Raw genomic sequence first — 25,259 nt, 5'->3', positions numbered from 1 at the left:
AACGCGGCTGCGGCCAATACACATTGCGTTGAACATCCGGCCCTGCGTCATTGTCGCGCAGGCAGCGCTATTCAATGGCTTTCGCGTCTATCATCGCGACCAGCGTTTCAAGGCGGTCGGCCTCGTAGGACGGTTTGTCGGGGCGCAGCCGGGAGATGCGCGGAAAGCGCATTGCGACGCCTGACTTGTGCCGCGTCGAGCGATTGATGCCTTCGAAGGCGACCTCGATGACAAAGCCGAAATCCCGGTCGGCCCGCACGGCACGCACCGGGCCGAAGCGCTCGGTCGTGTTGTTGCGGACGAACTTGTCGAGCAGTTCCAACTCCTGGTCGGTGAAGCCGAAATAGGCCTTGCCGACGGGCACCAGCTGTTCGCCGTCCGGCGTCTCTGTCCAGACGCCGAAGGTGAAATCGGAATAGTAGCTCGAGCGCTTCCCGTGGCCGCGCTGGGCATACATCAGGACCGCGTCGACGTTGTAAGGATTGCGCTTCCACTTGAACCACGGCCCCTTCATGCGGCCCGCTTGATAAATGCTGTCGCGGCGCTTGATCATCACGCCCTCGATGACCGGATCAGGCGGAGAAGCCCGCAGGTCGTCCAGTTCCTCCCATGTGGAAAAGGCGACGAGTGGCGAAAGGTCGAAACGATCGTGCGGCGCCTGCTCGATGATTTCCGAAAGCCGGTCGCGGCGGTCGATGAAGCTGTTGCCGCGAATATCCTCCTCGCCGTCGAACAATAGGTCGTAGGCTCGGATGAAGGCCGGATATTCCTCCAGCGTCTTCACTGTCACCGTCTTGCGGTTCAGGCGCTGCTGGAGGTCGGAAAAAGTTCTCGTCGGGCTGTTCGAGCGCGCCGTGCCGCCGACGAGCAGTTCGCCGTCGATTACGCCGTTGAAGCTGATCGATTCCAGAATGTCCGGGAAGGCATTGGAGATATCGTCGCCGGAGCGCGAATAGATCTTGCGCGTTTCGCCGGAGCGGGAAAGCTGCACGCGGATGCCGTCCCATTTCCATTCCGCCGCGTAATCCGCCGGATCGAGCTTGGCAAGATCGTTCTCCTCCACGGGATGGGCGAGCATGACGGAGTGGAAGATCGCCGGCGTCGCCAGCACGGGCTTGCCGCCCCTGCCCTCCAGCCATTCGAAGAGCGATTCATAGGGCGGCTCCAGACCGTGCCACAGGGTCTCGATCTCGGTCACGTCCTTGCCGCCGAGATCGGCCAGCGCCTGCTTGGCAAGCCGCGCCGAGACGCCGATGCGCATGGCGCCGGTGGCAAGCTTGATGAAGGCGAAGCGGCCGGAGGGATCCAGGCGGTCCAGCGTATCGCGGACGAAGCTGCGGACTTCGGTGCGCCCGAGCGAATTCATGCGCGTGACAACCTCGCCGAGGCGCGGCTGGACGAAAGCAGAGCGCTCGACGTCCCTTTCATTGTCCCACACGAGCGAGATTGTCTCGGCGAGGTCGCCGACATAGTCGTAGGAGTAACGGAACAGCACCTCGTCCATGCGCTCGAGCACGAGATCGCGAAGCATGGCAGGCTTGACGTTGCGCACTTCGAGCGTGCCTGCGATCGCGGCAAGGCCGTAGCCGCGGTCCGGGTCGGGTGTGCCGCGGAAGTAGTCGGTCAAGAGCTTCAGCTTGCCGTTGCGGCTGGGCGTCAGGACGAGACGGTCTAGGAGGTCGGCGAAGGGTTTCATGGAGCCGCTCCAGCGGGTTCTGAAAACCCCTCCACAACCCCTCCCCACAAAGGGATGCGGCTCAGCTGCCGCGCCCACCGCACACCATTCGCAGCGATGCAGCGCGAGGCAGCGCGGTATTGGAGCAGGAGGGAGCCGCGTCCTTGCCCCTCCCCCTTGTGGATTGGGGAGGGGCCTTCAGAAATAATCCAGCACATTCCTCAATCCCCCTCATCCTCATAGCCCACCAAATGCAACGGCCTCGCCTTGATGCCCCGCAGCTCGCACCAGCGGACCAGGGCCTCTTCGCGGCCGTGGGTGACCCAGACTTCGGCGGGGGAAAGTTCCGTGATCGTCTCAGTGAGTTCCGGCCAGTCGCAATGATCGGAAATCACCAGGGGAAGCTCGACGCCCTGCTGCTTGGCGCGCTGGCGCACCATCATCCAGCCGGAGGCGAAGGCCGGGAGCGGTTCGTTAAAACGGCGCGCCCAGCGGTCGGCAAAGGCTGACGATGGCCCGACGACGACTGCTCCCTTGAAGACGGATTTGTCGCGGCTTTCAATGGTTGCAGGCCGCAAGTCGCCGAGATCGATACCCTGCCCGGCGTAGTAGTCGCAGAGCTGCTCCATGGCGCCGTGGATATAGATCGGCTCGCCGTAACCGGCATCCCGCAGCAAGCGGATGACGCGTTGCGCCTTTCCGAGCGCATAGGCGCCGATCAGATGCGTGCGCTCCGGAAACTGCCGGAGCGAGGCAAGCACCTTGCCGATCTCCCCCATCGGATCAGGATGGTGAAACACCGGCAGCCCGAAGGTCGCTTCGGTGATGAAGACGTCGCAGGGCACCGGTTCATAGGCAGCGCAGGTCGGATCCGGGCGGCGCTTGTAATCGCCGGAAACGACGATGCGCGTGCCGTTCTTCTCGACGGCGATCTGGGCGGAGCCGAGGACATGGCCTGCCGGATGGAAGCTTACCTTGACGCCGTTCAAATCCAGCTCTTCGCCGAAACTGACGGCTTGCTCGCTGCCGGAGAACCCGTCGCCACAACGCAGACGCATGATGTCGAGCGTCTGGCGGGTGGCGAGAACATGCCGGTGGCCCGGGCGGGCATGATCGGAATGGCCGTGGGTGACGAGCGCCCGCTCCACCGGCCGCACCGGATCGACATAGAATCCCCCGTCGGGGCAATAAAGCCCTTCGGGAGCCGGAAAAAGCAGAGCATCGGGTCGCATCATGAGACGGAAGATAGCGGGAAACCGGCCAAGAGCCAGTAGCTTACTGCAATTCCATCGGCCTGCCGCCGTGCTGCTCCGTGCCGCAGATCGACCCGAATCTCGCTCTAGCGATTCGCCACATTCGTTTGAAGGAAACCGATTTGAAAAAGAAATTGCGTTTTGGCATAGCGGCAATCGCTGTCTTCGTCGCAGCCGTTTATCTGAACAATACCGATTTTTTGGCATCGCACCGGGATGGTAAGCCGGTGCTGCTGGCGCATCGCGGAATCGCGCAACGTTTCGACGAACGGGATTTGACGAACGACACCTGCACGGCGGCGCGTATGCTGCCGCCGAAGCACGACTATCTGGAAAATACCATCCGCTCGATGCAGGCGGGATTCGATGCGGGCGCGGACATCGTCGAGGTCGATGTTCATCCGACGACGGACGGGCAATTCGCGATCTTCCACGACTGGACGCTCGATTGCCGCACGAACGGGCACGGCGTCACCCGCGAGCACTCGATGGCGGAGATGAAGGCGCTCGATATCGGCTATGGCTATACCGCCGACGGCGGAAAGACCTTTCCTTTCCGCGGCACCGGCGTTGGCCAGATGCCGACGCTTGCCGAAATGCTTCAGACGTTTCCGGACAGGCGGCTGCTGATCAACGTCAAAAGCCGGGATCCATCCGAGGGCGAGAAACTGGCCGCCGTCCTCAATGCCCTGCCAGCCGAGCGCCGGGAACTGATCATGGTTTATGGCGGCGACGAGCCGATCGATGCGGTGAGGCGGCTGGCGCCGGACATCCGGACGGCATCGCGAACGAGCCTCAAATCCTGCCTGCTCGGCTACATCGGCTACGGCTGGACGGGCATCCTGCCGGAAGCCTGCAGGAACACGATGATGCTCGTGCCGGTCAATATCGCGCCGTGGCTCTGGGGCTGGCCGGACCGTTTCCTCAATCGCATGGAGGGTGGAAACAGCTTGGTCTTCGCACTCGGCCGCTATCGCGGTGGCGATTTTTCGACGGGAATCGACACGCCGGAGCTGCTGGCAAAGCTGCCTCCCGGTTATTCCGGCGGCATCTGGACAAACGAGATCGAGGCGATCGGTAAGCTGATGGGAAATTAGGCTGCGCAAGATACTTCGCGGCAAGGATTTTGTGCCAGAACAGGTATTCGGTTGGCAGGAATGGTGCCTCCAGTTGGCGAAAGGGTCCTCGATGTATCTGCGGCGCACTTTGCTTAGCTTTCTCGGCATGGCGCTTGCCATGCCAATGGCTGGCCGTGCGTTTGCGGAATCAAAACCGGCGTTACGCGGGGCGCTAGATGCCTCCGGCGCCGCAGGAAACAGGTTGCAGGCCCTGATCAACGAGGCGGCGCGGAGCGACACGCCGCTTTATCTTCCGGCCGGGACCTATGAGGCCGCAAACCTCGTGCTGCCGGATAATACCCGTATCATCGGCGTTCCGGGCGCTTCGCGGATTTTGCATCGAGGCAGCGTCAATTCGGCGGAAGGCGCGCGGCGGATCGAGTTGTCCGGCGTCGTCATCGAGGGACATGGCGCGATGATAGAGGAGAACAATGCCGGCCTCGTGCAGTTGACTGGCGTTGCCAAAGTGCAGATCGACAACTGCGAAATCCGCGGCAGTGACAAGCACGGCCTGCGCTTGGAGCGCTGCGGCGGCCAGATCGAACGCAGCCGCCTTTCGGGGGCGGCGCAGGCAGGCATCTTCGCAGTCGATTCCACCGGGCTTGCGATCGCCGGAAACGCGGTTGCCGATTGCGGCAATGGCGGCATTCTCGTTCACCGCTGGGACAAGGGCGAGGACGGCACCGTCGTTACCGGCAACCGCGTTATCCGCATCCGGGCGGATGACGGCGGCACGGGACAGAACGGCAACGGCATCAACATCTTCCGCGCCGGAGGCGTGATGGTCGCCAACAACCATATTGCCGATTGCGCCTTTACGGCCGTTCGCGCCAATTCCGGCGACAACGTGCAGATCACCGGCAACCAATGCCTGCGCTCCGGCGAGACGGCGATCTATGCCGAATTCGATTTTCAGGGCGCCGTCATCTCCGGCAATCTCGTCGACGGAGCGGCGAACGGCATCTCGATCGCCAATTTCAACGAAGGCGGAAGGCTTGCGGCGATCACCGGCAATATCGTGCGGAACCTGAGGCGCGACGGCCCTTATAAAGCCGAGGTCGGCTTCGGCATCGGAATTGGCGCTGAAGCCGACACGGTCATATCCGGCAATGTCATCGAAGGCGCGCCGCTCTGGGCGATGCAGCTCGGCTGGGGGCCGTATCTGCGCAATCTCGTTGTCACCGGAAATGTCGTGCGCAAGGCGCCTGTCGGCTGCGCGGTTTCCGTAGCGGAGGGAGCGGGCGCGGCGCTGATTGCCGACAACATCTTCCAGGACATGAGCGAGGGCGCGGTCTTCGGCTTCGAATGGGAGAAGAAAGTCTCCGGGGACCTCACGAAGACCGGGAGCGCGCGATACCCGCATCTCACCATCGAGCGGAACCGCAACAGCTAAGACGCATCAAAAGCTTTCATTGGTCCATCAGGATCAACCGCTTTCGCTTCGCCCGGCAGCGCTCTAATTTTGCGCATAACGTTCAAGGAGCAACAGACATGCTGACAATCTACGGCGTTTACCGCTCGCGCGCCGCGCGCGTCTACTGGATGGCAGGAGAGCTCGGTATTCCGTTCAAATCCGTGCCGGTGATCCAGGCGAGACGGCTTGCCAATCCCCTGGCGCCCGACGCGCCGCTCAACACGCTCTCGCCGGAATTCGTGACCGTCAACCCGATGGGGATGATCCCTTCGATCAAGGACGGCGACCTCGTGATGCATGAGTCATTGGCGATCAATCTTTACCTCGCCCGCAAACATGGCGGGCTGCTTTCCGGCCAAACCGTCGAGGAGGACGGTTTTTTGACGATGTGGACCATATGGGCGCTGGCGGAACTGGAGCCGCATACGGTGAAGATCGTCTATATCTACGACGACGGGCACGAGAACACGGACACAGGAAAGGCCACGATCGACGTCGCCTGCCGCTCCATGAAGCGCCCGCTCGCCGTCCTGGAAAGGCAGCTCACCGACAAGGACTGGATCGTCGGCGACCGCTTTACGGCAGCCGATCTCAATGTTGCGGAAGTGCTGCGGTACGGCCAGACGGAACAGGCGCTGTTCGAGGCGCATCCAAAGGTCAATGCCTGGCTGAAGCGCTGCCAGTCCCGCCCAGCTTATCTCGCCATGCAGGCGACTCGCTCGAAAGAGCCGGTCTGAACCAGATCGCGCCGGCTTAATCGCTCTATCCCGAGTGGTTGGATTTCCAATCGAGCCCAATGTCTAGCGTCGGCGCGCTGTGCGTCAGCCAGCCGACCGAGATCAGATCGACGCCGGACGCGGCGATTGCACCGGCGGTTTCCGGCGTGACCCGTCCCGAGGCTTCGGTGATCGCCCGCCCGGCGACGATTTCGACCGCCTCGCACAGCTCACGCGGCGCCATGTTGTCGAGCAGTACGGCGTCGACGCCGGCCTCCATCGCTTCACGCAACTGATCGAGCGTGTCGACTTCGACTTCGACCTTCACCATGTGGCCGGCGCCGGCCTTGGCCCGGCGGATGGCCTCGGCGACGCCGCCTGCAATTGCGACATGATTATCCTTGATCAGTACGGCATCGGCGAGCGCAAAGCGGTGGTTCACGCCGCCACCGGCGCGCACGGCGTATTTCTCCAGCGCGCGCAGCCCCGGTGTTGTCTTGCGGGTGCAGGCGACAGAGGCTTTCGTGTCCTCGATCGCGGCGACGATCCCGGCCGTCACCGTGGCGATGCCCGAAAGATGGCCGAGAAAGTTCAGCGCCGTCCGCTCGCCCGTCAAAATGGCGCGCGAGGGACCTTCGATCGTAGCGATGACCTCGCCGGGTTTCACCGCCGCGCCGTCCTCGACATGACGAGCCATGACGACCGCGGAATCGACAAGCTGGAAGGCAAGATCGGCTGCATCAAGCCCGGCGATCACGCCCTGCTGGCGAGCCATCATGACGACGGTGGAGCGATGATCGGCCGGAATGACGGCCGCCGAGGTGATATCACCGGCAAGACCGAGATCTTCCAACAGCGCGTTACGGACAAGCGGCTCGATCAGCAGCCGCGGCAAGGGAGTAAGCGTCATGTCAAGCGCTCCTGGCAAGGTGATTGGATGCGACGGCCCGCGCAAAATTCAAAACATGAGAGAAATTCATCTTTCGGCGTTTGGAATGCGCATGCTTGAGCGGGAAGTCGGTTCGTGCATGGGCGCCGCGCGATTCCGTCCGCAGCGCCGCGAAGGCGGCAATCAGCAGCGCGACGGTGGCGGGATCCGTCGCCGGCCCCTCCTCCTCGATGAAGGGCAAAAGAGCGCCGATCGCGCTGTGGATCGTGCCGCCGTGCCGCAGCACGCCGAGATGGGCGGAGACAATCCGCCGGATCGGCGATGCGTCGGGCCGCGGCGGCAGCGGTTCGATCACCGTTGGCCGCAGGGATGTCGCCGTACCGGCGATATCCCCGGCCGAGCGCATGCCCATGACCGCGGCTTCGAGCAACGAATTGCTGGCAAGCCGATTGGCGCCGTGGAGGCCGGTCGAGGCCGCCTCGCCCGCAACCCAGAGGCCGGGAACGGAGCTGCGGCCGTTCTCATCCGTGGCCACGCCGCCCATGTGGTAGTGCACAGCCGGGGCGACAGGGATCAGCTGACGCGCCGGATCGATCCCCGCATCGCGGCAGAGAGTATCGATCACCGGAAAGCGGCTTGCGAAGCGAGCGCCGAGCGCCTCTCGGGCATCGAGATAGACCTTGCCGCCGCGCGCAATCTCGGCGCTGATCGCGCGCGCCACCACGTCGCGCGGCGCAAGTTCGGCAGCAGGCTCACCCGCCATGAAGCGCTCGCCGAGCTCGTTGATGAGCACAGCTCCCTCGCCGCGCACCGCCTCGCTGACGAGCGCCAGCGGCCGTCGCTTCGAGCGGAGCGCCGTCGGGTGAAATTGGACGAATTCCATATCCGCAAGCTCGGCCCCCGCCCTTGCCGCAAGCGCTATGCCCTGCCCGAAATTGCCGACGGGATTGGTGGTCGCCTCGTAAAGTCCGCCTACACCGCCGGTAGCGAGCAAGACATGCGGCGTCGACACGATGAAAGCCTGTCCGCCGGACGCGCATAGGACACCGCCAATCGCACTGTCTGCGAGAAGCAGGCGCCGGACCTCGAAATTGGCGAGTACGGTGATCGACGGCGTGTCCGAGACGGCCTGTACCAGCGCGCGGATGATGGCAGCACCCGACCCGTCGCCTTCGGCATGTACGATGCGCGGGCGGGAATGGGCGGCCTCCAGCCCGAGTGCAAGCCGACCTGCGGCATTCCTGTCAAAGCGGACGCCGTATTTCTCCAGCGCGGCGATCATCGCTGGCGCTTCGCTTACGATGCCGGCGGCAACCTCCGGATCACACAGGCCGTCACCGGCGGAAAGCGTATCGGCAAGATGCAGGACGGCGCTGTCACCCGCACCGATGCTTGCCGCGATGCCTCCCTGCGCCCAGGCACTCGAAGTTTGAGCGCCGAGGGCGGCTTGCGTGATCAGCACGACCGGCTGCGGCGAAAGCGTGAGCGCCGCCATCAGCCCGGCAATGCCGCTGCCGACGATGACAGGGCGGCCGGCAAGATGCGTCAGGATTTCGGTCATATCGCCAGCATCCTTTCCACGGCCCGCCGCGCAGCGACGGCGATGGCGGGGTCGACGGTGACTTCGTGGCGGTTTTCTTCCAGCGCCGTGCGGATATTCGAAAGCGTGATCCGCTTCATGTGCGGGCAGAGATTGCAGGGGCGGATGAACTCGACGTCGGGGTGATGGACGGCGACATTGTCGCTCATCGAACATTCGGTGAGCAGCACGACGCGCGCTGGGCGCTTTTTCCCAACATAATCGGACATGACGGCCGTGGAGCCGGCGAAATCCGCTTCCGCGACGACATCCGGCGGGCATTCGGGATGGGCGAGCACGGTGACGCCGGGATAGTTTTCGCGAAGCTGGCGGACGTCATCGGCATTGAAGAGCTCGTGCACCTCGCAGTGGCCGTGCCAGGCGATGATCTCGACATCGGTTTCCTTCGCAACGTTGCGGGCGAGATATTCGTCCGGGATCATCAGCACGCGCGGCACGCCGAGCGATTCGACCACCTGCTTGGCATTGCCCGAGGTGCAGCAGATATCCGAAGCGGCTTTCACCGCCGCCGAGGTGTTCACATAGGTGATGACCGGGACGCCGGGATGAGCCTGCCGCAACAGCGCGACATCCTCTGGCGTGATCGAATCGGCCAGCGAGCAGCCGGCGCCCATATCGGGAATGAGCACCGTCTTTCCGGGATTGAGGAGTTTTGCCGTCTCGGCCATGAAATGGACGCCGGCAAGGACAATGACCTCGGCATCCACCTCGATCGCCTTGCGGGCCAGCGCCAGACTGTCGCCGACGATGTCGGCCACGCCGTGGAATATTTCCGGCGTCTGGTAGTTATGGGCGAGGATGACCGCGTTGTGGCGGCGCTTCAGATCGAGGATCGCTTCGACATCATCCTGGAAGCCCAACCATTCCGCCTTGGGAATGACGCGGCTGACGCGGTCATAGAGAGAGGACGCGGACACGGGAGAATTCATGGCGAGCTCCTTTATACTCCAAATGAGTATATATAGGGCAAAGCTAATTATTCTCGATTTGAGTTTATGTCAAGCGCGGGAGAGTGGGAGTTTCGAGCCGGACAGCGCGCGCTCTTCGAGAACGGCATGCCGATAACGGAAGAGCTTTGCTGGGCGGCCGCCAGTTTCGCTCGCCATCTCGCCGGTTTCCTCGATCAGTTGCTGCTGGTCGATCAGCCGGCGGAAATTCGGCTTGTGGAGCGTCAGTCCCGCCAGTGCCTCGACGCTGCGCTGAAGCTGTAGCAGCGTGAAGCTCTCCGGCATGAGCTCGAAGACGACCGGGCGATATTTGATCTTCGCCCGAAGCCGGGCGATGCCGGTCGCGAGAATCCGCCTGTGATCGGCAAACATCCGGCGGCCCGGGTTTTCCGCTCCAGTTGCGCCTGCCTCCGCGACCAGGCCCGCCTCATACAAGAGCTCGTAGCGCTGCAGGGCAAGATCTTCGTTCCAAACCGCGCCATCCAGGCCGAAGGTGAAGGCGACCCGGCGCTTGCGGTGCTCCTGCCAGGCGGCATCGGCCGTTTCCCAGCGCCGCAGCCGGTCGACAAGCGCATCGAAGACCGGCGGCTTGCCTTTGCGGTGGTCTTCCCACGGAAAATACTCGTACCAGCTATGCCAGCCCGCACGCCCCGCACCCGGCGCCGGGTGCTCCCGCACGAGCCCCAGATAGCTGATCGAGATCGTTCGTCCGCCGAGGATCTCGTTCTGCCGGTCGCGATCGGCGAATGTATAAAGCTGCTCGAGATAGCCGACCGGATGCGCCGTCTGCTCCTGGATCCATTCCCGCAGGCCGCTCTGCAGCGTGCGGTGCCCCATCTCGAAGGAGCCGGAAGGCAGCGCCTCACCGGTGCTGACCGTCATGACGCGCGGGTCGTCGCCGGTGACGGCGGCAAGGACTGCGATCAGTTCTGCGTGGGCGACGCCAATGGGCACGGGCGAAGATCATCCTCTGTCAGTGCAGTTGTCTGGACAGCTTTGCCACACATGTCAGGCAAAGCCAATGCAGGCGCGAGTACGCAATCCGGCCAGTCCAGCTTCAAGAAAAGAGCTTCACCGTTCCGGCCATCTCCTCGCGAATCCAGGCCTTGAAGTCCCTCACCTTCTTCGGCTCCCGCGCACCTTCGGCGGTCACGAAATAATGCCCGAAGCCGGTCTTCGCGCGGATGCCGAAGGGGACGGCGAGCTGGCCGGCCTGCAGCGAATAATCCGCGAGCGTCTGCCAGGCGAGCATGACGCCCTGCCCGGCGATGGCCGCGTCAAGACAGAGCGAAGCATCGTTGAAAACATGGCGCGTTGCCGGCGCCGAGCCCGAGAGTGCTGCCTCGCGCATCCAGACCTCCCAGCCGAACATGGCACGGCCATCGATGACAGCCGGCAGCTTCAGGATATCGGCCGGCGCCGTCAGATCGCGCGCCATCTGGGGCGCGCAGACCGGAAACACTTCCTGCTCCAGAAGCAGTTCAGCCTTGACGCCCGGCCACTCTCCCGCACCGACACGGATGCCGATATCGACATCAGAGGCCGAAAGGTTGATGAGGTTCGTGGTCGCATCGAGACGCAGCTTGATATCCGGGAAACGCGCCGCGAAGCGATCGAGCCGCCAGACGAGCCAGCGGGCAGCAAAAACCGGAGCGACGGAGATCGTCAGCACCGTATCGTCGCGGCGCTGTGCGATCAAGACGGCCTGCGACATGCGGGCAAGGCCTTCCGTCAGGGCGGCAAGCACGGGCGCGCCCGCTTCCGTTATCACCATGCCCTTCGGCGTCCGCTCGAAGATCAGCTGGTCGAGCTGTCCCTCCGCTTTGATGACCTGCTGGCTGACGGCGCCGACCGAGACGCCGAGCTCCTCGGCGGCAAGCTGCAGCGAGCCGAGACGCCCGACGGCTTCCAGCGCGCGCAGCCCGTTTAAATGCACCGAGTTGAGATTCCGCATATAGCTTTTCTATAATGCATCACTGGTAATCTCAATTGAAAAGGTTCCTCATGGCTCCGATATTGGGATCATCAACGATGATCGGAGCGCTTGCATCGGTGAGGCAGTTTCGCCCCGGCTCTGCGCATTTCCGAACCAGAGAAAGCGAGGCATACCATGTCATTGCTGAAGTTTTTCTTGAGCAACTCATGCGACGCGAAGGCTTCCGAGGGCGAGGACCCGCTGTCGCATCCGGAGATCGCCACGATGTCGCTGCGGCAACTGGCCGACCTGCCTTTCAACTTTCCGGCGCCGAAGCCGACGCGCTACGAAGTGCGGCCGCTTTCGAAATGAGTGTGATTTTCGTGGGAGCCTTTCCACGACGACGGTAATGGCTTGGCTCTACCAGTCCTCTTCCCCCTCATTCCTGTCCTTGCGACAGGAATGAGGGGGAAGAGAGGGCAGCGCAAAAATGCTACGCCGTGCTTGCCGCTCCCTTGCCCTTGCCTGCTATTGACGTGCCGAGGGTGCCTCCGCCTCGCCTGACGTGATGAAGAGGCAGCAAAAACCCTCCCTCACCCCTTTTCAATCGTCAGCGCCCGCTGCACCGCCGGGCGGTCCATCATGCGGGCGTAGTGGGCGGTGGCTTTGGCGAAGCGCATGGGGTCGACGCCGTCGCCGCGCAGCCAGCCGGTCATGGTGAAGAGATAGGGATCGGCGACGGAATACTGCTCGCCCATAACCCAGGGACCCTCGAGCATCGTCTCCTCGATCAGCTCAAAGCTTTCCGCCATGGTCTGCGGCACCTTGGCCTGCATGGCCTCGTGCGCGGCGGGATCGTCGGCCCAGCGGGAGCCGCGCCGTTTGTGTGCATGGTTCACATGCACGGTCGAGCAGAGATAGTTGTTGAAGGCCTGCAGGCGGGCGAACTCGAAGGGGTCGTCGAGCGGCGCAAGCCTAGCCGCCGGGGCAGTCTGCGCGATGTAGGAGAGGATCGCCGGCGTTTCGGTGACGATGCCGCGATCCGTGACGAGCGCGGGCACCCGGCCCTTCGGGTTGATCTTCAGGTATTCCGGAGATCGCTGCTCATTGTCCTGGAAGCTGATCTTCCTTGCTTCAAAGGTAAGGCCGGATTCCTCCAGCGCGATAAGGCTTGCCAGCGCACAGGTGCTTGGCGCGAAATACAATGTCAGCATGATCGAGACTCCATTTCGGGAGGTTTATATAGCGCAGCCGTCACGCCGTGCCCATGGCGGAAATCGGGGCCGCTGCCAGCCCCGGCCCGATCATGCGGCTCACCCGCAGCCCGGCACGTCTTCCAGCTTGTACCAGACCGGAATGCCGCGCTCGCGGGCGATACGGACGTCGTTGTCGGCACCCTTGGAGTCCCCCGGCAGCCGCAGCACGCCCTCGCAAAGCTGCAAAAGGCGGTGGGCGACCGGGTGGAAGATTCCCTCGTAGAGATCGTCACCGATCGACTTGCCGCCGGCTGCATTCCAGACCGGCAGGGCCACCCATTCGCCGATCATCGGCACATGACCCGCCTTGAAGAGCGCGTAGGACGGCTCCTCCAGCCGCTTCAGGTTGGCCGCCATTTTTACCTGATCATCGCCGGTTCCGGACCTGTATGGCCCTGCAATCAAAATCAACATCGTCAGACTCCATAATCCCCGGCTTCATGCACGGGATTTCGCGATAATGCGCGAAATCGCTTGCATGTCGAGTCATTTCAGGCATTATCGTGATAATTCGTTTATTTTCGTGCAGAGCAGATGCTGACAACGCAACGCAAATCCCTGATCCTCGACATCCTGCGCCGTGACGGCCAGGTGATCGCCAAGCGCCTCGCCGAAGATTTCGCGCTGTCCGAAGACACGATCCGGCGCGACCTTCGGGAGATGGCGGCGGAAGGGTTGCTGAAGCGGGTGCATGGTGGCGCGATGCCGATTGCGCCCGACCTGCCGGATTTCTCGGCGCGGCGGAGCGTTTCGTCCGATGCCAAGCAGCGGCTCGGCGCCAAGGCGGCGCAAATGGTGAAGGCGGGGCAGATGATCTTTCTCGACGGCGGGACGACGACGGCGGAGATCGCCCGGCATCTGCCGCGCGGCATCTCCTTTACCGTCGCAACACACAGCCCGACGATCGCGGTAGAGCTGGAGCACCACCCGACCGCCGACATCATTCTCGTAGGCGGGCGGCTCTACAAGCACTCGATGGTGACAACCGGCGCTGCGGCCATGGCGGCGATCTCGCAGCTCAGGCCTGATATCTTCTTCCTCGGCGTGACCGCTGCCCATCCCGTGCACGGGCTGTCGACCGGCGATTTCGAGGAGGCGGCGATCAAGCGGCATATCGCGCATTGTGCAGCCGAAACCCATGTGCTGCTGACCGAGGAGAAATTCGATCTCGTTTCGCCCTGCCCCGTGCTCGGTATTGCGCATGTTGCGGGACTGATCGTTTCGGCGGGAATGCCGGAAGAGCGGCTTGCGCCCTACCGGGCGCTCAATGCCGCGTTCCTCGAAGCATGAAGGGTGCCGCTAGCCGCGCGACCTCCCGCGGCGGGAGGCTTGCCAAAAGCGCCGCCACCAAGACCGCGAGCACGGCATAGGCCGGCAGCATGCTGCCGGTGCCGAGATCGAGGATTGCCGCGAGACGAGGCTGGAGCTCGGCAATCGCGGAAGCGATCCACGGCATGCCGAGCATGCGCGCCGGGAGGGCGCCGAAGCCTGCCGTTTCAGCGATTGCTGCAAGTACGCCGTAGCCCGCGGCAATCCAGATGACGGCCCGCAGCCAGGCCCATTGGCCAAAGGGAACAGTCTTCCCCTCTTCGAATGCGATGACGAGATAGCTGCAGAACACCGTAACGAAGAGGAAGGCCACCGGCAGGCTTTCAAGAACCATTTCCGGCCGCAGCTGGCCGGTCCAGCCGCCCGCGAGAATTCCCGGGAAGGCCGCCGACGCCGAAAACCAGACGAGCACGACGGCTGCCCAGAGCCAGTTAACCGACAGGTAGCGCAGACGGGCGAATGTGCAGAGGACCATGATGGCGCCCGCAAGCCCGATGCCCGCAGGTTTTATCGCGCCGGACATGGTGATCACGATCGGGCCGCAGGAACCGGCGATCTCGGCGCAGCCGGAGATCGCGACGATCGCCCAGGTCACGTAATCGAAGCACATAGAAAAGAACAGGAAGATCGCGACGGCGATCAGCATCCACCAGAGATAGCGGCCTGCAAACATATTCTGCCCTCATGGCGCGGGTCGAACGCCGCACCATGGTAGGACAAATGCGCAGGCGCGCATCCATTCTCGCGGGATTTGGTTTAATGCATATTAGGAATTACTGATATCAACAGCACCCTGTATCGTAACGGCACGTCCTAAGCGAGAAGCGCAGCCGTGACGCGAATGTCGCCGACATGGATGCCGTTCCAATTGTGCATCGGCTTGACGGCCATCGCCATCAGCTTCGCGTGAACCTCGCTGTGCTTTTCGAAGAACCGGGCAAGCGCTGCCGCCACCATGGCCTCGGCGGCGCGGGTCGTCCCGTCCTCACACTTCACGGCAATCGAGATGCCCTCGTCGGGAATTGCTGCGCAGAAGACGCCCTCGGCGCCGGTTTTGGCGAAAATCCGGCCCGGCGCGATCTGCATCAGCTCCGTGCAGGCGCGGCCCGTGCCAGCGACATAGAAGGGCTCTGCCATGCAGGCGTCGAAAAGACGGCGCGAGGCCTTGGCGCGCAATGGCTCGAGGCCGACACCGGTCGCCATCTTGGCAAAGCCATGCGCAAGGCCGCGCAGCGGCACGGCATAGGTCGGGATCGAGCAGCCGTCTGTGCCACAATTGTCGCGGCCGAGCACGGCGCCGGTGAGGCTCTCCATCGTCCCGCGTATCTCCTGCTGCAGCGGGTGCTCGTAACTGGCATAGCCCTTTGGATCGATATCGCGATGGCAGCAGGCACAGACGAAGCCGGCATGCTTGCCGGAGCAATTGTTGTGCAGCGCCGTCGGTGCTGTGATCGCGCGCGCTTGGTGGATCAGCGTCTTCTGACTCGACGACCAGTGGGCGCCGCATTCCAGCGTTTCGACGCCGCGGCCGGTGCGCGCCAGCATGGCGGCGGCAAGGGCCACATGCTCGTCCTCGCCGTTATGCGAAGAGCAAGCGAGCGCGAGCTCCTTGTTGCCGAAACCATAGGCATCCGCAGCGCCGCTTTCGACCAGCGGCAGCGCCTGCATGGCCTTGCAGGAGGAACGCGGGAAAAAACCGGCGTCGACATCGCCGAGCCCGAACACCACCTTGCCATCGCCGTCGACGGCGACCACCGTGCCGCGATGGCGGCTTTCGACGAGCGAGCCGCGAGTGACTTCGACAGTGACGGGATTGGACATGAGCAGGAATCCGGATGATGGAGCGGGTGAGCCTTGATACTGGCTGCCGAGGCTTTTGCCAACCGCAAGGATTACGCCGATCGACCCTGCGAACACCTATCAAATGAATTGACTGCTCTCATCGTAAACTATCGTTTTTCGGGCAGGGACGTTGGCCTTAGAGGTGTGGCGCAGGGAGCCATGCCATGCCATCCGCCTTTTCGTCCATTCTTCACGATCATCGAATCCGCATTCCGGTACTGACGCTGATTGCGTTGGCCTTTACCTATGCCTCAACGCTGCCTTATCAGTCGATTATCGGCATTTCCGAACTGGGAATGAGCGACGGCAACTATTCCCTGCTGATCTTCGGTTCTGCAATCATCAATGTGACAACAAGCCTGACGCTCGGCATCTGGTCCGACAGGCTCGGTGACCGGCGGCCGCTTGTCCTGTGCCTGTCGGTCGCTGGCATGCTCGGCTTCGGAATGATCTATGCGTTTCACACCCCGGCCGTCTTCATACTCTGCGTGCTGTTTCTCATTCCAATGAGCAATTCGACCTATTCGATTCTATTTGCCAGCGTCCGGGTGGCGACGAATGCCATGGACCGCGGCGGGGCGGCATCAATCGTATCAGCTGTGCGGGCGCTTTATTCGGGTTCATGGGCTCTCGCACCAGGGCTGATCGGCCTTTATCTCGTTGATTCGCAATCGATGACACCTGCCTTTGGCATTGCAGGCCTGGCGAGCTTCACCTGCTTCTGCCTCTATTTCTTCTTTGCCGAGAAGACACTGAAACATGAGGGACTGCCATCAAGCCAAAGCGGTTTCTTCTCTTCGCTCTGCCGGATACTGTCTCCTTACGTACTCATCAGGATCGGCAGCATATCGCTGTTGCTCGGTCTGCATCGGCTGAGCGGAGTCCTTTATCCCCTGATCATCACCCATGCGGCGGGCGGTTCGGCTGTCGATGTCGGTTTCGTTGCGGGTCTGGTCGCCTTCCTGGAAATGCCATTCATGATGATGTGGGGCATGCTGCAGCGCCGCTTTCGCAGTGTGCATATCCTTGCCGCCGGCACGCTCACCTATTGTATCTACCTGGCGCTCCTCGGCGTTGCCTCCGCAACCTGGCATATCTATGCCCTCGTGCTGGTCAATGCCTGCGGCGCGTCTGCGCTGCTGAGCGTTCCGATCACCTACCTGCAGGATCTGATCGCCGACCGGCCCGGGCTCGGCAGCTCGCTTATTTCGGTCACCTCCTTCGTCAGCAGCGGCGTAAGCGCGCTCATCTTCGCGGTGGGAACGACGATCACAGACTACTCGGGAACGGCGGTGCTTGGAGCGGTGACCGGACTATGCGCGATCGGCATGCTGCTCTTCCTTGAAAGTAGCAAGCGACAGGTTCGCCAACTGGCTTAAAGCGGACTGATACGGTAGGCGCAGCGGCGAGCGCCGAGGAGAATATGCTCGGACCGCTCGACATTGGCACCGAGCACATTGCGGAAGGTCTCGATCTCGGAACGGCAGAAGCCGGCGCAGGCGCTCGCCGCGGCGCAGATAGGGCAGTGATTTTCGACCAGCATGAAGGAGCCGTCCTCTTCCATCCAGCTGTCGGCCATGTAACCTTCGCGGGTGCGGACCGCCGCAAGCTGACTGACGCGCAGAGCGAGATCGGAAGCCGAGACCTCCTCCCGGTATCGCTTCATGGTTTCGGCTTCGCGGGCCGCGATGATGGTATCGAGCGCATTGCTGCCCAGCGTCTTGACCACGGTGCTCAGAAGGGTCGCGGTCAATTCCGCGTGGCCATCCGGAAAGGTCTGGTTGCCGGCGGGGGTCAGATGCCAGAGCTGGCCGGGCCGCCCCCTGCCCGCACCCGGCTCGGCCAGCGGCGCGACAAGACCATCGCCGGCAAGCTTAGTCAGCTGCTGGCGCGCCGCTTCCGACGAAATACCGAGCGCATCTCCGATCGACGCGGCGCGTTGCGGCCCATCGGTCTTCAGCAGAAGCAGGATACGGTTGGCAGGCGATTGACGCATTTATTTTTCCAAGTCGTCGCTTGCTTTAATGAGGCAGGCATGTAATTTTCCAACTTATAACTTGGAAAATAATGATCCGCTAGGGAAAACATCAAGGTAATTGTCATGGCCAGTGTCGATCAGGCCGCCGCGCCGCAATCATCCGTCTTCCAGCTTTTCACGCCGTCCTTACTGCCCGCCACGCTGATGCTCGGCGGCGGCGTGACGCTCTATGCGGTTGAGAGCTATATCACGGCCACCGTTGCGCCCTCGATTGTCCGCGACATCGGCGGATTGGCGCTGCTTGCCTGGGTGACGACGCTCTTCGTTGCCGCCGCCGTTCTCGGTTCGATCTTCGTCGCCATGCGACCGCGCGGCATGGGCTTGCGTGGCGCCTATGTCTGTGGCGCCCTGATTTTCGCAACAGGCAGCCTGCTCTGCGCTGCAGCACCTGTCATGGAAGCGGTGCTCGCCGGGCGCGCCATTCAGGGTTTCGGTGCTGGCATCCTCGCAGCGCTTGCCTACGCCTTCGTCCGCTTCGCCTATCCGGAGCCGCTGTGGTCGAAAGCCTCGACGCTTTATGCCGCGATCTGGGGTGTTGCGACCCTGCTAGGCCCCAGCGCAGGCGGCCTGTTTTCGCAAGGAAGCGCGTGGCGATACGCCTTCATCATCATCGTGCCGCTCAGCCTGCTGATGGCCGCTCTTGCGCCATGGCTGCTGCCGAAGGCGACAGATGACCGTGTGCACGGCAGGACGCCAATCCTGCAGATCTGCCTGCTGCTTGCAGCCGTGCTCCTCGTCAGCATCGCGGGAACCGTCGAGCATACGGGAACGAAGGCTGCTCTGATCGGCCTCTCCGTCATCTCGATTTCGCTGATGCTGGTGATGGAACGGCGGGGCGGCAACCGGCTTCTGCCGACAGGCTCGGTCACGCTCGCCAAGCCGGTCGCGCGCGTCTATCTCACTATGTTCGTGCTGCTGTTCATCCTCGTCAGCGACATCTATATTCCCTATTTCCTGCAGGTTTTGCATGGGGTGACGCCGCTGATCTCCGGCTATCTCACGGCGCTTGTCGCTCTCGGCTGGACGATTGCCGCCTTCTTTAGCGGCTCCTTGACCGGCCGGCGTGCCAGCAATGCGATCGTCGCCGGCTGTATCGTCGAAGCGCTGGCGACCGTCTCTCTCGCCATCTTCCTGGCACAGAACAACCAGATGGCAAGCCTTGCCATTCTCGGACCGGCGGCTGTCGCAATGCTGATGATGGGCTTCGGCGTCGGCCTCGGATGGGCGCATCTTGTCACAAAAGTGCTGCGCCTCGTCAACAGCGCCGAACAGGATAAGGCATCCGCGGCGATTTCGACCGTGCAGTCGCTGGGCGGCGCCTTCGGGGCGGCGGTCGCGGGCGTCATTGCGAACGGCACGGGACTCGTCACACCGGGCGGCATCGCCGGCAGCATCTCGGCAGCCCAGTGGCTCTACACCGCCATGGCGCTGCCGGGCATCGTGACGATCGCGGCGGCACTGACACTGAGAGAAGGCCGAAATTGAAGAGAGGCGCCTCGGGGCGCCTCTTCCACAACTGAGAGGTCGTCGCGATCTCAGGCGACGTTGCGCTCCGGCTCTTGCTGGACTGCCTGCTGCTTCACGCCGAGATAAAGAACGGAGCGGAGACCGATGCCGTAGGTATCGCAAACCTCGGGCGTCAGGAATTCGGTGACCGGAACTTCCTGCACCGCAAGGCCTGCCCGCCGGATCACGTCTATGAATCCCGGTTTTGAGAAGATGCGCACATGGTCGTCCTGGCCAAAATGCTGCCAGCGGCCTTCCGGCGTCGTCACTTCGGGGTTTTCATAATTGTCCTCGATCGACAGGCAGATCGGCGCCATCAGGATAGCGATGCTGTCCTGCTTCAGAACACGCCGGATTTCGGCGGTGGCGCGCACCGGATCGTCGACGTGTTCGAGCACGTGCGAGCAGAGAACGAAATCGAAGGTCTCGTCCGCATAAGGCAGATTGTGGATGTCCGCCTTGTCGTCCGCCTCCGGCATATACATGTCGCAACTGCGGTAGAAGATATGCGGGTGGGTTTTCAACCAAAAGCTTAAAGAGCGGCCGGGGGCGATATCCAGGAACCGGAACGGCTGCGCCTGATTGAGGCGCTGAAACACCGGCGTCAGGAACAGAGCGTAGAGCCTGTCACGGTCGCTCGAGTGACAATTGGGGCAGCTGTAAGCCTGATGGTTGATGGTTTCGAATTCGTCGATCCGATAGGGAAAGCCGTGTTCGGTCGCCTTATCGACATAATAACGCGGAAGCGGCACGAAATGCGGAATCCTGCTGCGGCAAATGGGGCAAGAGTGGAATAGAGCCATTGTATTCCTCGTAGGGACCGTACAACGCGCAATCAACGCCACATCAGGATGCGCAGTCTCGGGGCCGGGTTTCGGTCAGACGACAGTTCTGCGATCCCGGAGACTCATACTCGGCCAAGATCGGCTCTATCTTGTGCACCGATGCTGGTCCGAAGCTGACGTTAAACAATCAACATGATCTTGCCGATATGGCTGCTCGTTTCCATCAGCCTGTGCGCTTCAACGACATCCTCGAAGGCGAAGGTCTTGTGGATGACGGGGGCGACCTTGCCGGTTTCGAGGAGCGGCCAGACCTGCGAGAGTAGATCGTCGCGGATGGCGCGTTTTTCCTCCGCCGTACGCGGACGCATTAACGAGCCTGTGACGGTCAGGTGCTTGACCATGACCGGCGCGAGGTTGACCCTTTCGGCCACGGCCCCGCCGAGCAAGGCGATGATCGACAGGCAGCCGTCCCTGGCAAGCGAAGCAAGGTTCTTTTCGAAATAGGCAGCACCGATCATGTCAAGCACGACATCGACGCCATGGCCGCCGGTTTCGGCCTTAATAACGTCGGCGAAATCCTCGCTCTTGTAATTGATCGCCCGCTTCGCGCCGAGCTTTTCGCAGGCATCGCATTTCTCCGCCGCGCCTGCGGTCGCATAGACCTCGGCGCCGAAGGCACGGGCGAGCTGGATCGCCGTGGTGCCGATGCCGCTGGAACCCCCGTGGATGAGGACGCTTTCGCCCTCCGTCAGCCCGGCCATCTGGAAAAGGTTCGCCCAGACGGTGAAGAAGGTTTCCGGCAGGGCTGCGGCTTTCACCGCATCATAGCCCTTCGGAAAGGGCAAAACCTGGCCTGCGGGCAGCAGGCAATATTCGGCATAGGCGCCCCCATTGGCGAGGCCGCAGACCTTGTCGCCGACCGCGTATCCGGCGACGCCCGGACCGATGGCCGCCACTTCGCCGGAAAGCTCCAGTCCGAGAATGGGGCTTGCATCCTTCGGTGGCGGGTATGTTCCCTGGCGCTGCGCCACATCCGGACGGTTGATGCCGATCGCCTGCGCGCGGACCAGGATCTGCCCCGCGCCGGGCACCGGAACAGGTCCGGTCGCAATCCTCATGGCTTCCGGCGCGCCGAAGCTCGGCAGATCGACGAAACGCATGTTCGCTGGCAGGGGCATGACCGGTCTCCTCATTCCGAAAGCACAGGAGATAATTCAGCCTCCGGTGCTTGGGAAGGCGAGAAGTGCCAGAGGCGTCAATTCGCCTCGCCCAGCGGATGGAAGATCAGCCCGTCGGCGCTATCCTTCGCTTCGGCCTTGATATGGGCGATTTCGGCGCTGACCCGATTGATATCGTCGATCACCAGACCTTCCGGCAGTTCAAGCACGCCGATCGAGCAACGCATCAACGGGAAAAGCGCTTCCGTGCCGGCGCGGTCGTGACCACGGATGCGGCCGGCAGCACGGTCTTCGTCGGAGTAGAGATCGAGCACATCGTCGTGGAAATCGCTGATGAGCCGATTGAGGATTTCGGTCAGCTCTTCCTTCGTCCAGCCGACGACGCCGACAAAGAAATCGTCGCCGCCGACATGGCCGAGGAAATGACGCTCAGCGAAGAAGTAACGGCGCATCAGCGCGGCAAAGAGCGAGATCGCATGATCGCCGAGATGGAAACCGTAGGCATCGTTGAAGGGCTTGAAGTTGTCGAAGTCGCAATAGCAGAAATGCCGCACCTCGTCGCCGTCGCGCCCGCACTGGCGCATGAAATCGCGGATGGCGCGGTTGCCCGGCAGGCTGGTCAGCGGGTTCTGGTCCTGCGCGGTTTTCAGCTGCTTCTCGTTGATGACCTTGATGAGAGAGGCGGCGGAGACGACGCCGGCATAGCGCATGTTGTCCGTGAGGATCAGGCAGTTGCTCCCTTCCATATTGGCGAAGATCGTCATCAGCCGTTCGGCGTCGGAATCGAGGCCGACGATTGGCGCCATTTCGACGAAGTGCGAGATCGTGCGCCCATAGACCTTGTTCTTCAGGAGATCGCGGCCGAAGGGCTGGTAGATATATTCCTTGAGATGATGCTCGTGGATGATGCCGCGCGGTTCGCCGTTGGCGTTCAGCACCGGGAAGTAGGCTTGGCGCGGATTGCGGTGGAAGAGTTCGAAGACCGTGTCGATGCTGTCGTTCTCATAGACGGTCGGCAGCACCTCGATCTGCTTGCGGATGAGGATTTCATCGAGCGATTGCGTGTTGTGCTTGCTCTTGCCGAGATCCTGCAGATGCGGGAACGAGGACACAAGTTCGGACGTATGCGGCGTCGGCCGGGCAATGAACCAGCCCTGGACGAGATCGACGCCATATTCGCGGCAGGCGAGGAATTCCGCTTCGGATTCGATGCCCTCCGCGATCACCCGGGTGCCGAGCACATGGGCGATGTTGACGATATTCTTCAACAGGTGGCGCTTGCGCGGCTTGCGGTCGATGTCGGCGACGAAGTGGCGGTCGATCTTGAGGTAATCGACGGCATAGTCGCAAAGCAGCTTCATTTCGCCGTGACCGACGCCGAAGTCGTCGATCGCAAGCTTGAAGCCGGTCTTGCGGAGCTTGGAGACCAGGGCCTCGAATTCCGGCACGCTGGTATTGTCGAAACGCTCGGAGAATTCGAAGCAGACCGACGACGGCGGGATGTTGGCGGCCTTCAGGTGGTGGAGCAGCGTTTCAATCAGGCGATCGCCGTGCGGGATCAGGCGAACGTCGAGATTAAGGAAAAGCGTCGAGCCCGAATAATTGCCGAGTGTCGCGAACTTGGCGAGCGCACGGCTGGCGACCATCTGTTCGAGCTGCAGCAATTGGCCTGCTCGATGCGCCTCATCAAGGATTTCAACAGGGGAATCGAAGCCGATGCGCTCCTGCCCACGCATCAGGGACTCGTACCCGAAGACCGTGCCCGTACCCGCTTCGACGATCGGCTGGAAAGCATTTTCGATGACGAGCTTCGCAAGCGTCACGATCTGATCGCTGGCATAACGGCGCAATACGCCCGGTTCGACGGCGGCAGCCAAAGACATGCCAAATTCTCCACTGTGAAGTCTTCTTTTTCGCAGCGAAGATGATGACAAAGGGTCAATGAACCCTTTCGCGAATATGAAACTTTTGTGAAAGCTTCGGACCGGAGCGCGTCAGCGTCCCGATCCAGTCCGATCAAAGGCTTAGTCAGGCTGAACGGCGACGTTCCGCTTCGTGATCGGCAAACATGTCTGCAACGCAGCGGCTTCCACTCGCGCGGTCCTCGTCATTCAGAACGTCGTCGCGATATTCTGCGAGCTTGCGGGCAGCATCCCAGAGGCGCAGCGCCTCACGGACGACTTCGCTGCTCGATGCATAGCCGCCATGATCGACGGCTTCGCGGATGCCTGCTGCCTGAACCGGTGATATGGAAACTGTGACCATCGGCATGAACTTCCTCCCTTCGTTTTTCTTTTGGGGCAGAACCTGCCCTACGCGGGATGCATGACCACTCATGACATCTGTTCCGGCAATGTCATCTGCCGGCGCCTTGGTATCTTTTGAATTTTAGTCCCGCCTCACATGCTTGTCAAAAAAGAAACATTCCGTGAGCACAGCCTGCGGACAGCCTCATTGCACGCTTCGAAGGCCGATGCCGAAAGCAATCATCGTCCAGCCCTGGAGAATGAGATCGACCGCCAGGAAAAGACCGAGGACCCAGAGGCTGTTCACCGGCCAGCCGAGCGCGATCACGAAGCCTGCAAGCGCGGTAACGACGCCGCTTGCGACGATCCAGCCCCATCCCTTGAGTGGCTTCATGCGGCGGCCGATAAAGACGCGGAAAACACCGGCGACCAGCAGAGCGACGGCGAGAAAGAGCGTCAGCGCGGCCGAGGTGAGGATCGGATTAATGAAGGCGAATATGCCTGCGAGCACGTAAAGCACGCCGCTCAGCGCCCAGAAGAGGATGTGCTCCCAGCCGCGCACCTGAAAGGCGTGGATGAGATAGATGATCCCGCCGAAAAGCATCAGCATTCCCACGTAATAGACCGATACCACCGTGGCGAGAAGCAGATTCCCGATCGCAATCAGGCCGCAGATCAACAGCAGTACGCCGAGGCCTACGAACCAGATCCACTTCGACTGCAGTGACGAGGATGGTACTCCATCGAAGACGCCAGCCATGACACACCTCCTGATCGCCGTTGATATGCTGCAGAATCGCGCACAGGAAAGGTTGAGGCCTCTCAAACTCTCTAAAAGATTTTTATTGATTGATCAGTCAATCAAAAATAAGATGCATCGAACTACCGGGAGCTGGCCGTCATGCCGAAAGTCGGAATGGAACCTCTGCGCCGCAAGGCGCTCGTCGACGCTGCGCTGCGCGTGATCGGGGATCATGGCTCGCTGAGCGTCACCATGTCCGAGATCGCGCGCCAGGCCGGCGTTTCCCCTGCCCTTGCGCATCACTATTTCGGCAGCAAGGAACAGCTTCTGATCGAGACGATCCGTTCGCTGCTCAGGCAGTTGCACGACGACACGGTGACGGCGCTGAAAGCGGCAAGGACACCGCGCGAGAAGCTCTCGACCGTCATCCGCGTCAGCTTCCAAGCCGATCAGTTCGCGCCGGAAACGATCGCCGCATGGCTCGCCTTCTATGCGGAGGCGCAGCGCTCGGAAGAGACGCGCCGCTTCCTCGTCATCTATGCCCGCCGGCTGCGTTCGAACCTGCTTGCCAACCTCAAGGCGCTGTGCCCGCGAGATGCCGCGGAACGCATCGCCGAAGGCGCGGCTGCGATGATCGACGGGCTCTATATCCGTCAAAGTCTGAAATCGGCACCGATCAGCATCGAGGCTTCGATCGGACTGACGGAGGATTATGTGACGATGCAATTGGACAGGGTGAGGGAATGACGTTGCGTCCTTCAATGCCCCTCATCCGGCCTGCCGGCCACCTTCTCCCCGTTTTGACGGGGA

At 62.1% G+C, this 25,259-nt stretch carries 25 protein-coding genes; 8 read left to right on the top strand and 17 right to left on the bottom strand.

The genetic code is table 11. The annotated features are described in order from the left end of the window. Positions 1-67 precede the first annotated feature (67 nt). Positions 68-1,696, bottom strand: a complete 1,629-nt coding sequence (locus N2599_RS03115) for a cisplatin damage response ATP-dependent DNA ligase (protein ID WP_027507634.1) — start codon at positions 1,694-1,696, stop codon at positions 68-70. A 200-nt stretch (positions 1,697-1,896) separates the two neighbouring features. Then, positions 1,897-2,907, bottom strand: a complete 1,011-nt coding sequence (locus N2599_RS03110) for a ligase-associated DNA damage response exonuclease (RefSeq protein ID WP_027507635.1) — start codon at positions 2,905-2,907, stop codon at positions 1,897-1,899. A 143-nt stretch (positions 2,908-3,050) separates the two neighbouring features. Here N2599_RS03110 and N2599_RS03105 point away from each other — a divergent pair, with 143 nt between their 5' ends. From N2599_RS03105 to N2599_RS03095, 3 genes are all read left to right on the top strand, one after another. Continuing rightward, the gene (locus N2599_RS03105) at positions 3,051-4,025 is read left to right on the top strand and encodes a glycerophosphodiester phosphodiesterase family protein (RefSeq protein WP_027507636.1); all 975 of its coding nucleotides are present in this window, start codon (positions 3,051-3,053) and stop codon (positions 4,023-4,025) included. A 91-nt stretch (positions 4,026-4,116) separates the two neighbouring features. Continuing rightward, positions 4,117-5,439, top strand: a complete 1,323-nt coding sequence (locus tag N2599_RS03100; RefSeq protein ID WP_027507637.1) for a TIGR03808 family TAT-translocated repetitive protein — start codon at positions 4,117-4,119, stop codon at positions 5,437-5,439. A 98-nt stretch (positions 5,440-5,537) separates the two neighbouring features. Next, positions 5,538-6,197 (top strand): glutathione S-transferase family protein, encoded by a 660-nt coding sequence (locus tag N2599_RS03095; RefSeq protein ID WP_027507638.1) that lies wholly within the window; start codon positions 5,538-5,540, stop codon positions 6,195-6,197. A gap of 25 nt (positions 6,198-6,222) precedes the next feature. Here the strand turns inward: N2599_RS03095 and nadC are convergent, their stop codons facing one another. The 5 genes from nadC to N2599_RS03070 form a co-directional block, all read right to left on the bottom strand. Continuing rightward, complete coding sequence (gene nadC / locus N2599_RS03090) at positions 6,223-7,086, bottom strand: carboxylating nicotinate-nucleotide diphosphorylase (RefSeq protein WP_037140660.1); 864 nt, start codon at positions 7,084-7,086, stop codon at positions 6,223-6,225. A gap of 1 nt (position 7,087) precedes the next feature. Beyond that, entirely contained in the window at positions 7,088-8,626 is a 1,539-nt protein-coding gene (locus tag N2599_RS03085) for an L-aspartate oxidase (protein ID WP_027507639.1), read from the bottom strand. Continuing rightward, the gene (gene nadA, locus N2599_RS03080; protein ID WP_027507640.1) at positions 8,623-9,594 is read right to left on the bottom strand and encodes a quinolinate synthase NadA; all 972 of its coding nucleotides are present in this window, start codon (positions 9,592-9,594) and stop codon (positions 8,623-8,625) included. Before nadA ends, N2599_RS03085 begins: the two co-directional genes overlap by 4 nt. Positions 9,595-9,663: 69 nt before the next feature. Then, positions 9,664-10,566, bottom strand: coding sequence for an NUDIX hydrolase (locus N2599_RS03075; protein WP_027507641.1), 903 nt, complete (start codon positions 10,564-10,566; stop codon positions 9,664-9,666). A 103-nt stretch (positions 10,567-10,669) separates the two neighbouring features. Beyond that, positions 10,670-11,566, bottom strand: coding sequence for a LysR substrate-binding domain-containing protein (locus tag N2599_RS03070; RefSeq protein ID WP_027507642.1), 897 nt, complete (start codon positions 11,564-11,566; stop codon positions 10,670-10,672). A gap of 177 nt (positions 11,567-11,743) precedes the next feature. Here N2599_RS03070 and N2599_RS03065 point away from each other — a divergent pair, with 177 nt between their 5' ends. Next, a complete protein-coding gene (locus N2599_RS03065; protein ID WP_167333875.1) occupies positions 11,744-11,899 on the top strand; it encodes a hypothetical protein in 156 nt (51 codons plus the stop codon). 221 nt (positions 11,900-12,120) lie between these two features. Here the strand turns inward: N2599_RS03065 and N2599_RS03060 are convergent, their stop codons facing one another. Both N2599_RS03060 and N2599_RS03055 read right to left on the bottom strand, forming a co-directional pair. Further along, positions 12,121-12,741, bottom strand: coding sequence for a glutathione S-transferase family protein (locus N2599_RS03060; protein WP_027507643.1), 621 nt, complete (start codon positions 12,739-12,741; stop codon positions 12,121-12,123). A gap of 99 nt (positions 12,742-12,840) precedes the next feature. Beyond that, on the bottom strand, positions 12,841-13,197 hold the full coding sequence (locus N2599_RS03055) for a hypothetical protein (RefSeq protein WP_027507644.1): 357 nt from the start codon (positions 13,195-13,197) through the stop codon (positions 12,841-12,843). Between the two features lie 120 nt (positions 13,198-13,317). Between N2599_RS03055 and N2599_RS03050 the strand changes: the two genes are divergently transcribed. Then, the gene (locus N2599_RS03050; RefSeq protein ID WP_027507645.1) at positions 13,318-14,073 is read left to right on the top strand and encodes a DeoR/GlpR family DNA-binding transcription regulator; all 756 of its coding nucleotides are present in this window, start codon (positions 13,318-13,320) and stop codon (positions 14,071-14,073) included. On the opposite strand, the gene N2599_RS03045 is transcribed toward N2599_RS03050, so the two are convergent. Continuing rightward, positions 14,048-14,785: a hypothetical protein gene (locus N2599_RS03045; RefSeq protein WP_027507646.1), complete on the bottom strand. Its 738-nt coding sequence runs from the start codon at positions 14,783-14,785 to the stop codon at positions 14,048-14,050. The genes N2599_RS03050 and N2599_RS03045 overlap by 26 nt on opposite strands. Before the next feature lie 140 nt (positions 14,786-14,925). Then, entirely contained in the window at positions 14,926-15,933 is a 1,008-nt protein-coding gene (locus N2599_RS03040) for an asparaginase (protein WP_027507647.1), read from the bottom strand. Between the two features lie 185 nt (positions 15,934-16,118). On the opposite strand from N2599_RS03040, the gene N2599_RS03035 reads away from it, so the two are divergent. Next, positions 16,119-17,333: an MFS transporter gene (locus N2599_RS03035; RefSeq protein ID WP_027507648.1), complete on the top strand. Its 1,215-nt coding sequence runs from the start codon at positions 16,119-16,121 to the stop codon at positions 17,331-17,333. Here the strand turns inward: N2599_RS03035 and N2599_RS03030 are convergent. Then, positions 17,330-17,950 carry a helix-turn-helix transcriptional regulator gene (locus N2599_RS03030; protein ID WP_027507649.1) on the bottom strand — a complete coding sequence of 207 codons (621 nt, stop codon included), beginning with the start codon at positions 17,948-17,950 and terminating at the stop codon, positions 17,330-17,332. The two genes, N2599_RS03035 and N2599_RS03030, sit on opposite strands and share 4 nt — an antisense overlap. Positions 17,951-18,055: 105 nt before the next feature. On the opposite strand from N2599_RS03030, the gene N2599_RS03025 reads away from it, so the two are divergent. After that, positions 18,056-19,477, top strand: a complete 1,422-nt coding sequence (locus N2599_RS03025; RefSeq protein ID WP_027507650.1) for an MFS transporter — start codon at positions 18,056-18,058, stop codon at positions 19,475-19,477. Positions 19,478-19,527: 50 nt separating this feature from the next. Here N2599_RS03025 and N2599_RS03020 read toward each other — a convergent pair whose 3' ends face one another. The 5 genes from N2599_RS03020 to N2599_RS03000 form a co-directional block, all read right to left on the bottom strand. Next, complete coding sequence (locus tag N2599_RS03020; protein WP_244564484.1) at positions 19,528-20,250, bottom strand: class I SAM-dependent methyltransferase; 723 nt, start codon at positions 20,248-20,250, stop codon at positions 19,528-19,530. A 212-nt stretch (positions 20,251-20,462) separates the two neighbouring features. After that, positions 20,463-21,461 carry an NAD(P)H-quinone oxidoreductase gene (locus N2599_RS03015; RefSeq protein ID WP_027507652.1) on the bottom strand — a complete coding sequence of 333 codons (999 nt, stop codon included), beginning with the start codon at positions 21,459-21,461 and terminating at the stop codon, positions 20,463-20,465. 77 nt (positions 21,462-21,538) lie between these two features. After that, a complete protein-coding gene (locus tag N2599_RS03010; RefSeq protein ID WP_027507653.1) occupies positions 21,539-23,344 on the bottom strand; it encodes a GGDEF domain-containing protein in 1,806 nt (601 codons plus the stop codon). Between the two features lie 145 nt (positions 23,345-23,489). Next, the gene (locus N2599_RS03005) at positions 23,490-23,732 is read right to left on the bottom strand and encodes a ribbon-helix-helix domain-containing protein (RefSeq protein ID WP_027507654.1); all 243 of its coding nucleotides are present in this window, start codon (positions 23,730-23,732) and stop codon (positions 23,490-23,492) included. Between the two features lie 180 nt (positions 23,733-23,912). Beyond that, positions 23,913-24,467, bottom strand: a complete 555-nt coding sequence (locus tag N2599_RS03000; RefSeq protein WP_027507655.1) for an HdeD family acid-resistance protein — start codon at positions 24,465-24,467, stop codon at positions 23,913-23,915. A gap of 141 nt (positions 24,468-24,608) precedes the next feature. On the opposite strand from N2599_RS03000, the gene betI reads away from it, so the two are divergent. Continuing rightward, the gene (gene betI, locus N2599_RS02995) at positions 24,609-25,196 is read left to right on the top strand and encodes a transcriptional regulator BetI (protein WP_027507656.1); all 588 of its coding nucleotides are present in this window, start codon (positions 24,609-24,611) and stop codon (positions 25,194-25,196) included. Positions 25,197-25,259 lie beyond the last annotated feature (63 nt).

This window comes from Rhizobium sullae, from assembly GCF_025200715.1.
GTDB classification, from domain to species: domain Bacteria; phylum Pseudomonadota; class Alphaproteobacteria; order Rhizobiales; family Rhizobiaceae; genus Rhizobium; species Rhizobium sullae.
The sequence above is the reverse complement of the archived record's forward strand: the minus strand, read 5'-3'. Positions and strand labels throughout refer to the sequence as shown.

What these genes read in the sequence shown, in the direction of transcription:
- N2599_RS03115 (WP_027507634.1), bottom strand. Translation starts at nt 1,696, where the DNA reads ATGAAACCCTTCGCCGACCTCCTAGACCGTCTCGTCCTGACGCCCAGC.
- N2599_RS03110 (WP_027507635.1), bottom strand. Translation starts at nt 2,907, where the DNA reads ATGCGACCCGATGCTCTGCTTTTTCCGGCTCCCGAAGGGCTTTATTGC.
- N2599_RS03100 (WP_027507637.1), top strand. Translation starts at nt 4,117, where the DNA reads ATGTATCTGCGGCGCACTTTGCTTAGCTTTCTCGGCATGGCGCTTGCC.
- N2599_RS03095 (WP_027507638.1), top strand. Translation starts at nt 5,538, where the DNA reads ATGCTGACAATCTACGGCGTTTACCGCTCGCGCGCCGCGCGCGTCTAC.
- nadC (WP_037140660.1), bottom strand. Translation starts at nt 7,086, where the DNA reads ATGACGCTTACTCCCTTGCCGCGGCTGCTGATCGAGCCGCTTGTCCGT.
- N2599_RS03085 (WP_027507639.1), bottom strand. Translation starts at nt 8,626, where the DNA reads ATGACCGAAATCCTGACGCATCTTGCCGGCCGCCCTGTCATCGTCGGC.
- nadA (WP_027507640.1), bottom strand. Translation starts at nt 9,594, where the DNA reads ATGAATTCTCCCGTGTCCGCGTCCTCTCTCTATGACCGCGTCAGCCGC.
- N2599_RS03070 (WP_027507642.1), bottom strand. Translation starts at nt 11,566, where the DNA reads ATGCGGAATCTCAACTCGGTGCATTTAAACGGGCTGCGCGCGCTGGAA.
- N2599_RS03060 (WP_027507643.1), bottom strand. Translation starts at nt 12,741, where the DNA reads ATGCTGACATTGTATTTCGCGCCAAGCACCTGTGCGCTGGCAAGCCTT.
- N2599_RS03055 (WP_027507644.1), bottom strand. Translation starts at nt 13,197, where the DNA reads ATGTTGATTTTGATTGCAGGGCCATACAGGTCCGGAACCGGCGATGAT.
- N2599_RS03050 (WP_027507645.1), top strand. Translation starts at nt 13,318, where the DNA reads ATGCTGACAACGCAACGCAAATCCCTGATCCTCGACATCCTGCGCCGT.
- N2599_RS03045 (WP_027507646.1), bottom strand. Translation starts at nt 14,785, where the DNA reads ATGTTTGCAGGCCGCTATCTCTGGTGGATGCTGATCGCCGTCGCGATC.
- N2599_RS03040 (WP_027507647.1), bottom strand. Translation starts at nt 15,933, where the DNA reads ATGTCCAATCCCGTCACTGTCGAAGTCACTCGCGGCTCGCTCGTCGAA.
- N2599_RS03035 (WP_027507648.1), top strand. Translation starts at nt 16,119, where the DNA reads ATGCCATCCGCCTTTTCGTCCATTCTTCACGATCATCGAATCCGCATT.
- N2599_RS03030 (WP_027507649.1), bottom strand. Translation starts at nt 17,950, where the DNA reads ATGCGTCAATCGCCTGCCAACCGTATCCTGCTTCTGCTGAAGACCGAT.
- N2599_RS03025 (WP_027507650.1), top strand. Translation starts at nt 18,056, where the DNA reads ATGGCCAGTGTCGATCAGGCCGCCGCGCCGCAATCATCCGTCTTCCAG.
- N2599_RS03015 (WP_027507652.1), bottom strand. Translation starts at nt 21,461, where the DNA reads ATGCCCCTGCCAGCGAACATGCGTTTCGTCGATCTGCCGAGCTTCGGC.
- N2599_RS03010 (WP_027507653.1), bottom strand. Translation starts at nt 23,344, where the DNA reads ATGTCTTTGGCTGCCGCCGTCGAACCGGGCGTATTGCGCCGTTATGCC.
- N2599_RS03005 (WP_027507654.1), bottom strand. Translation starts at nt 23,732, where the DNA reads ATGCCGATGGTCACAGTTTCCATATCACCGGTTCAGGCAGCAGGCATC.
- N2599_RS03000 (WP_027507655.1), bottom strand. Translation starts at nt 24,467, where the DNA reads ATGGCTGGCGTCTTCGATGGAGTACCATCCTCGTCACTGCAGTCGAAG.
- betI (WP_027507656.1), top strand. Translation starts at nt 24,609, where the DNA reads ATGCCGAAAGTCGGAATGGAACCTCTGCGCCGCAAGGCGCTCGTCGAC.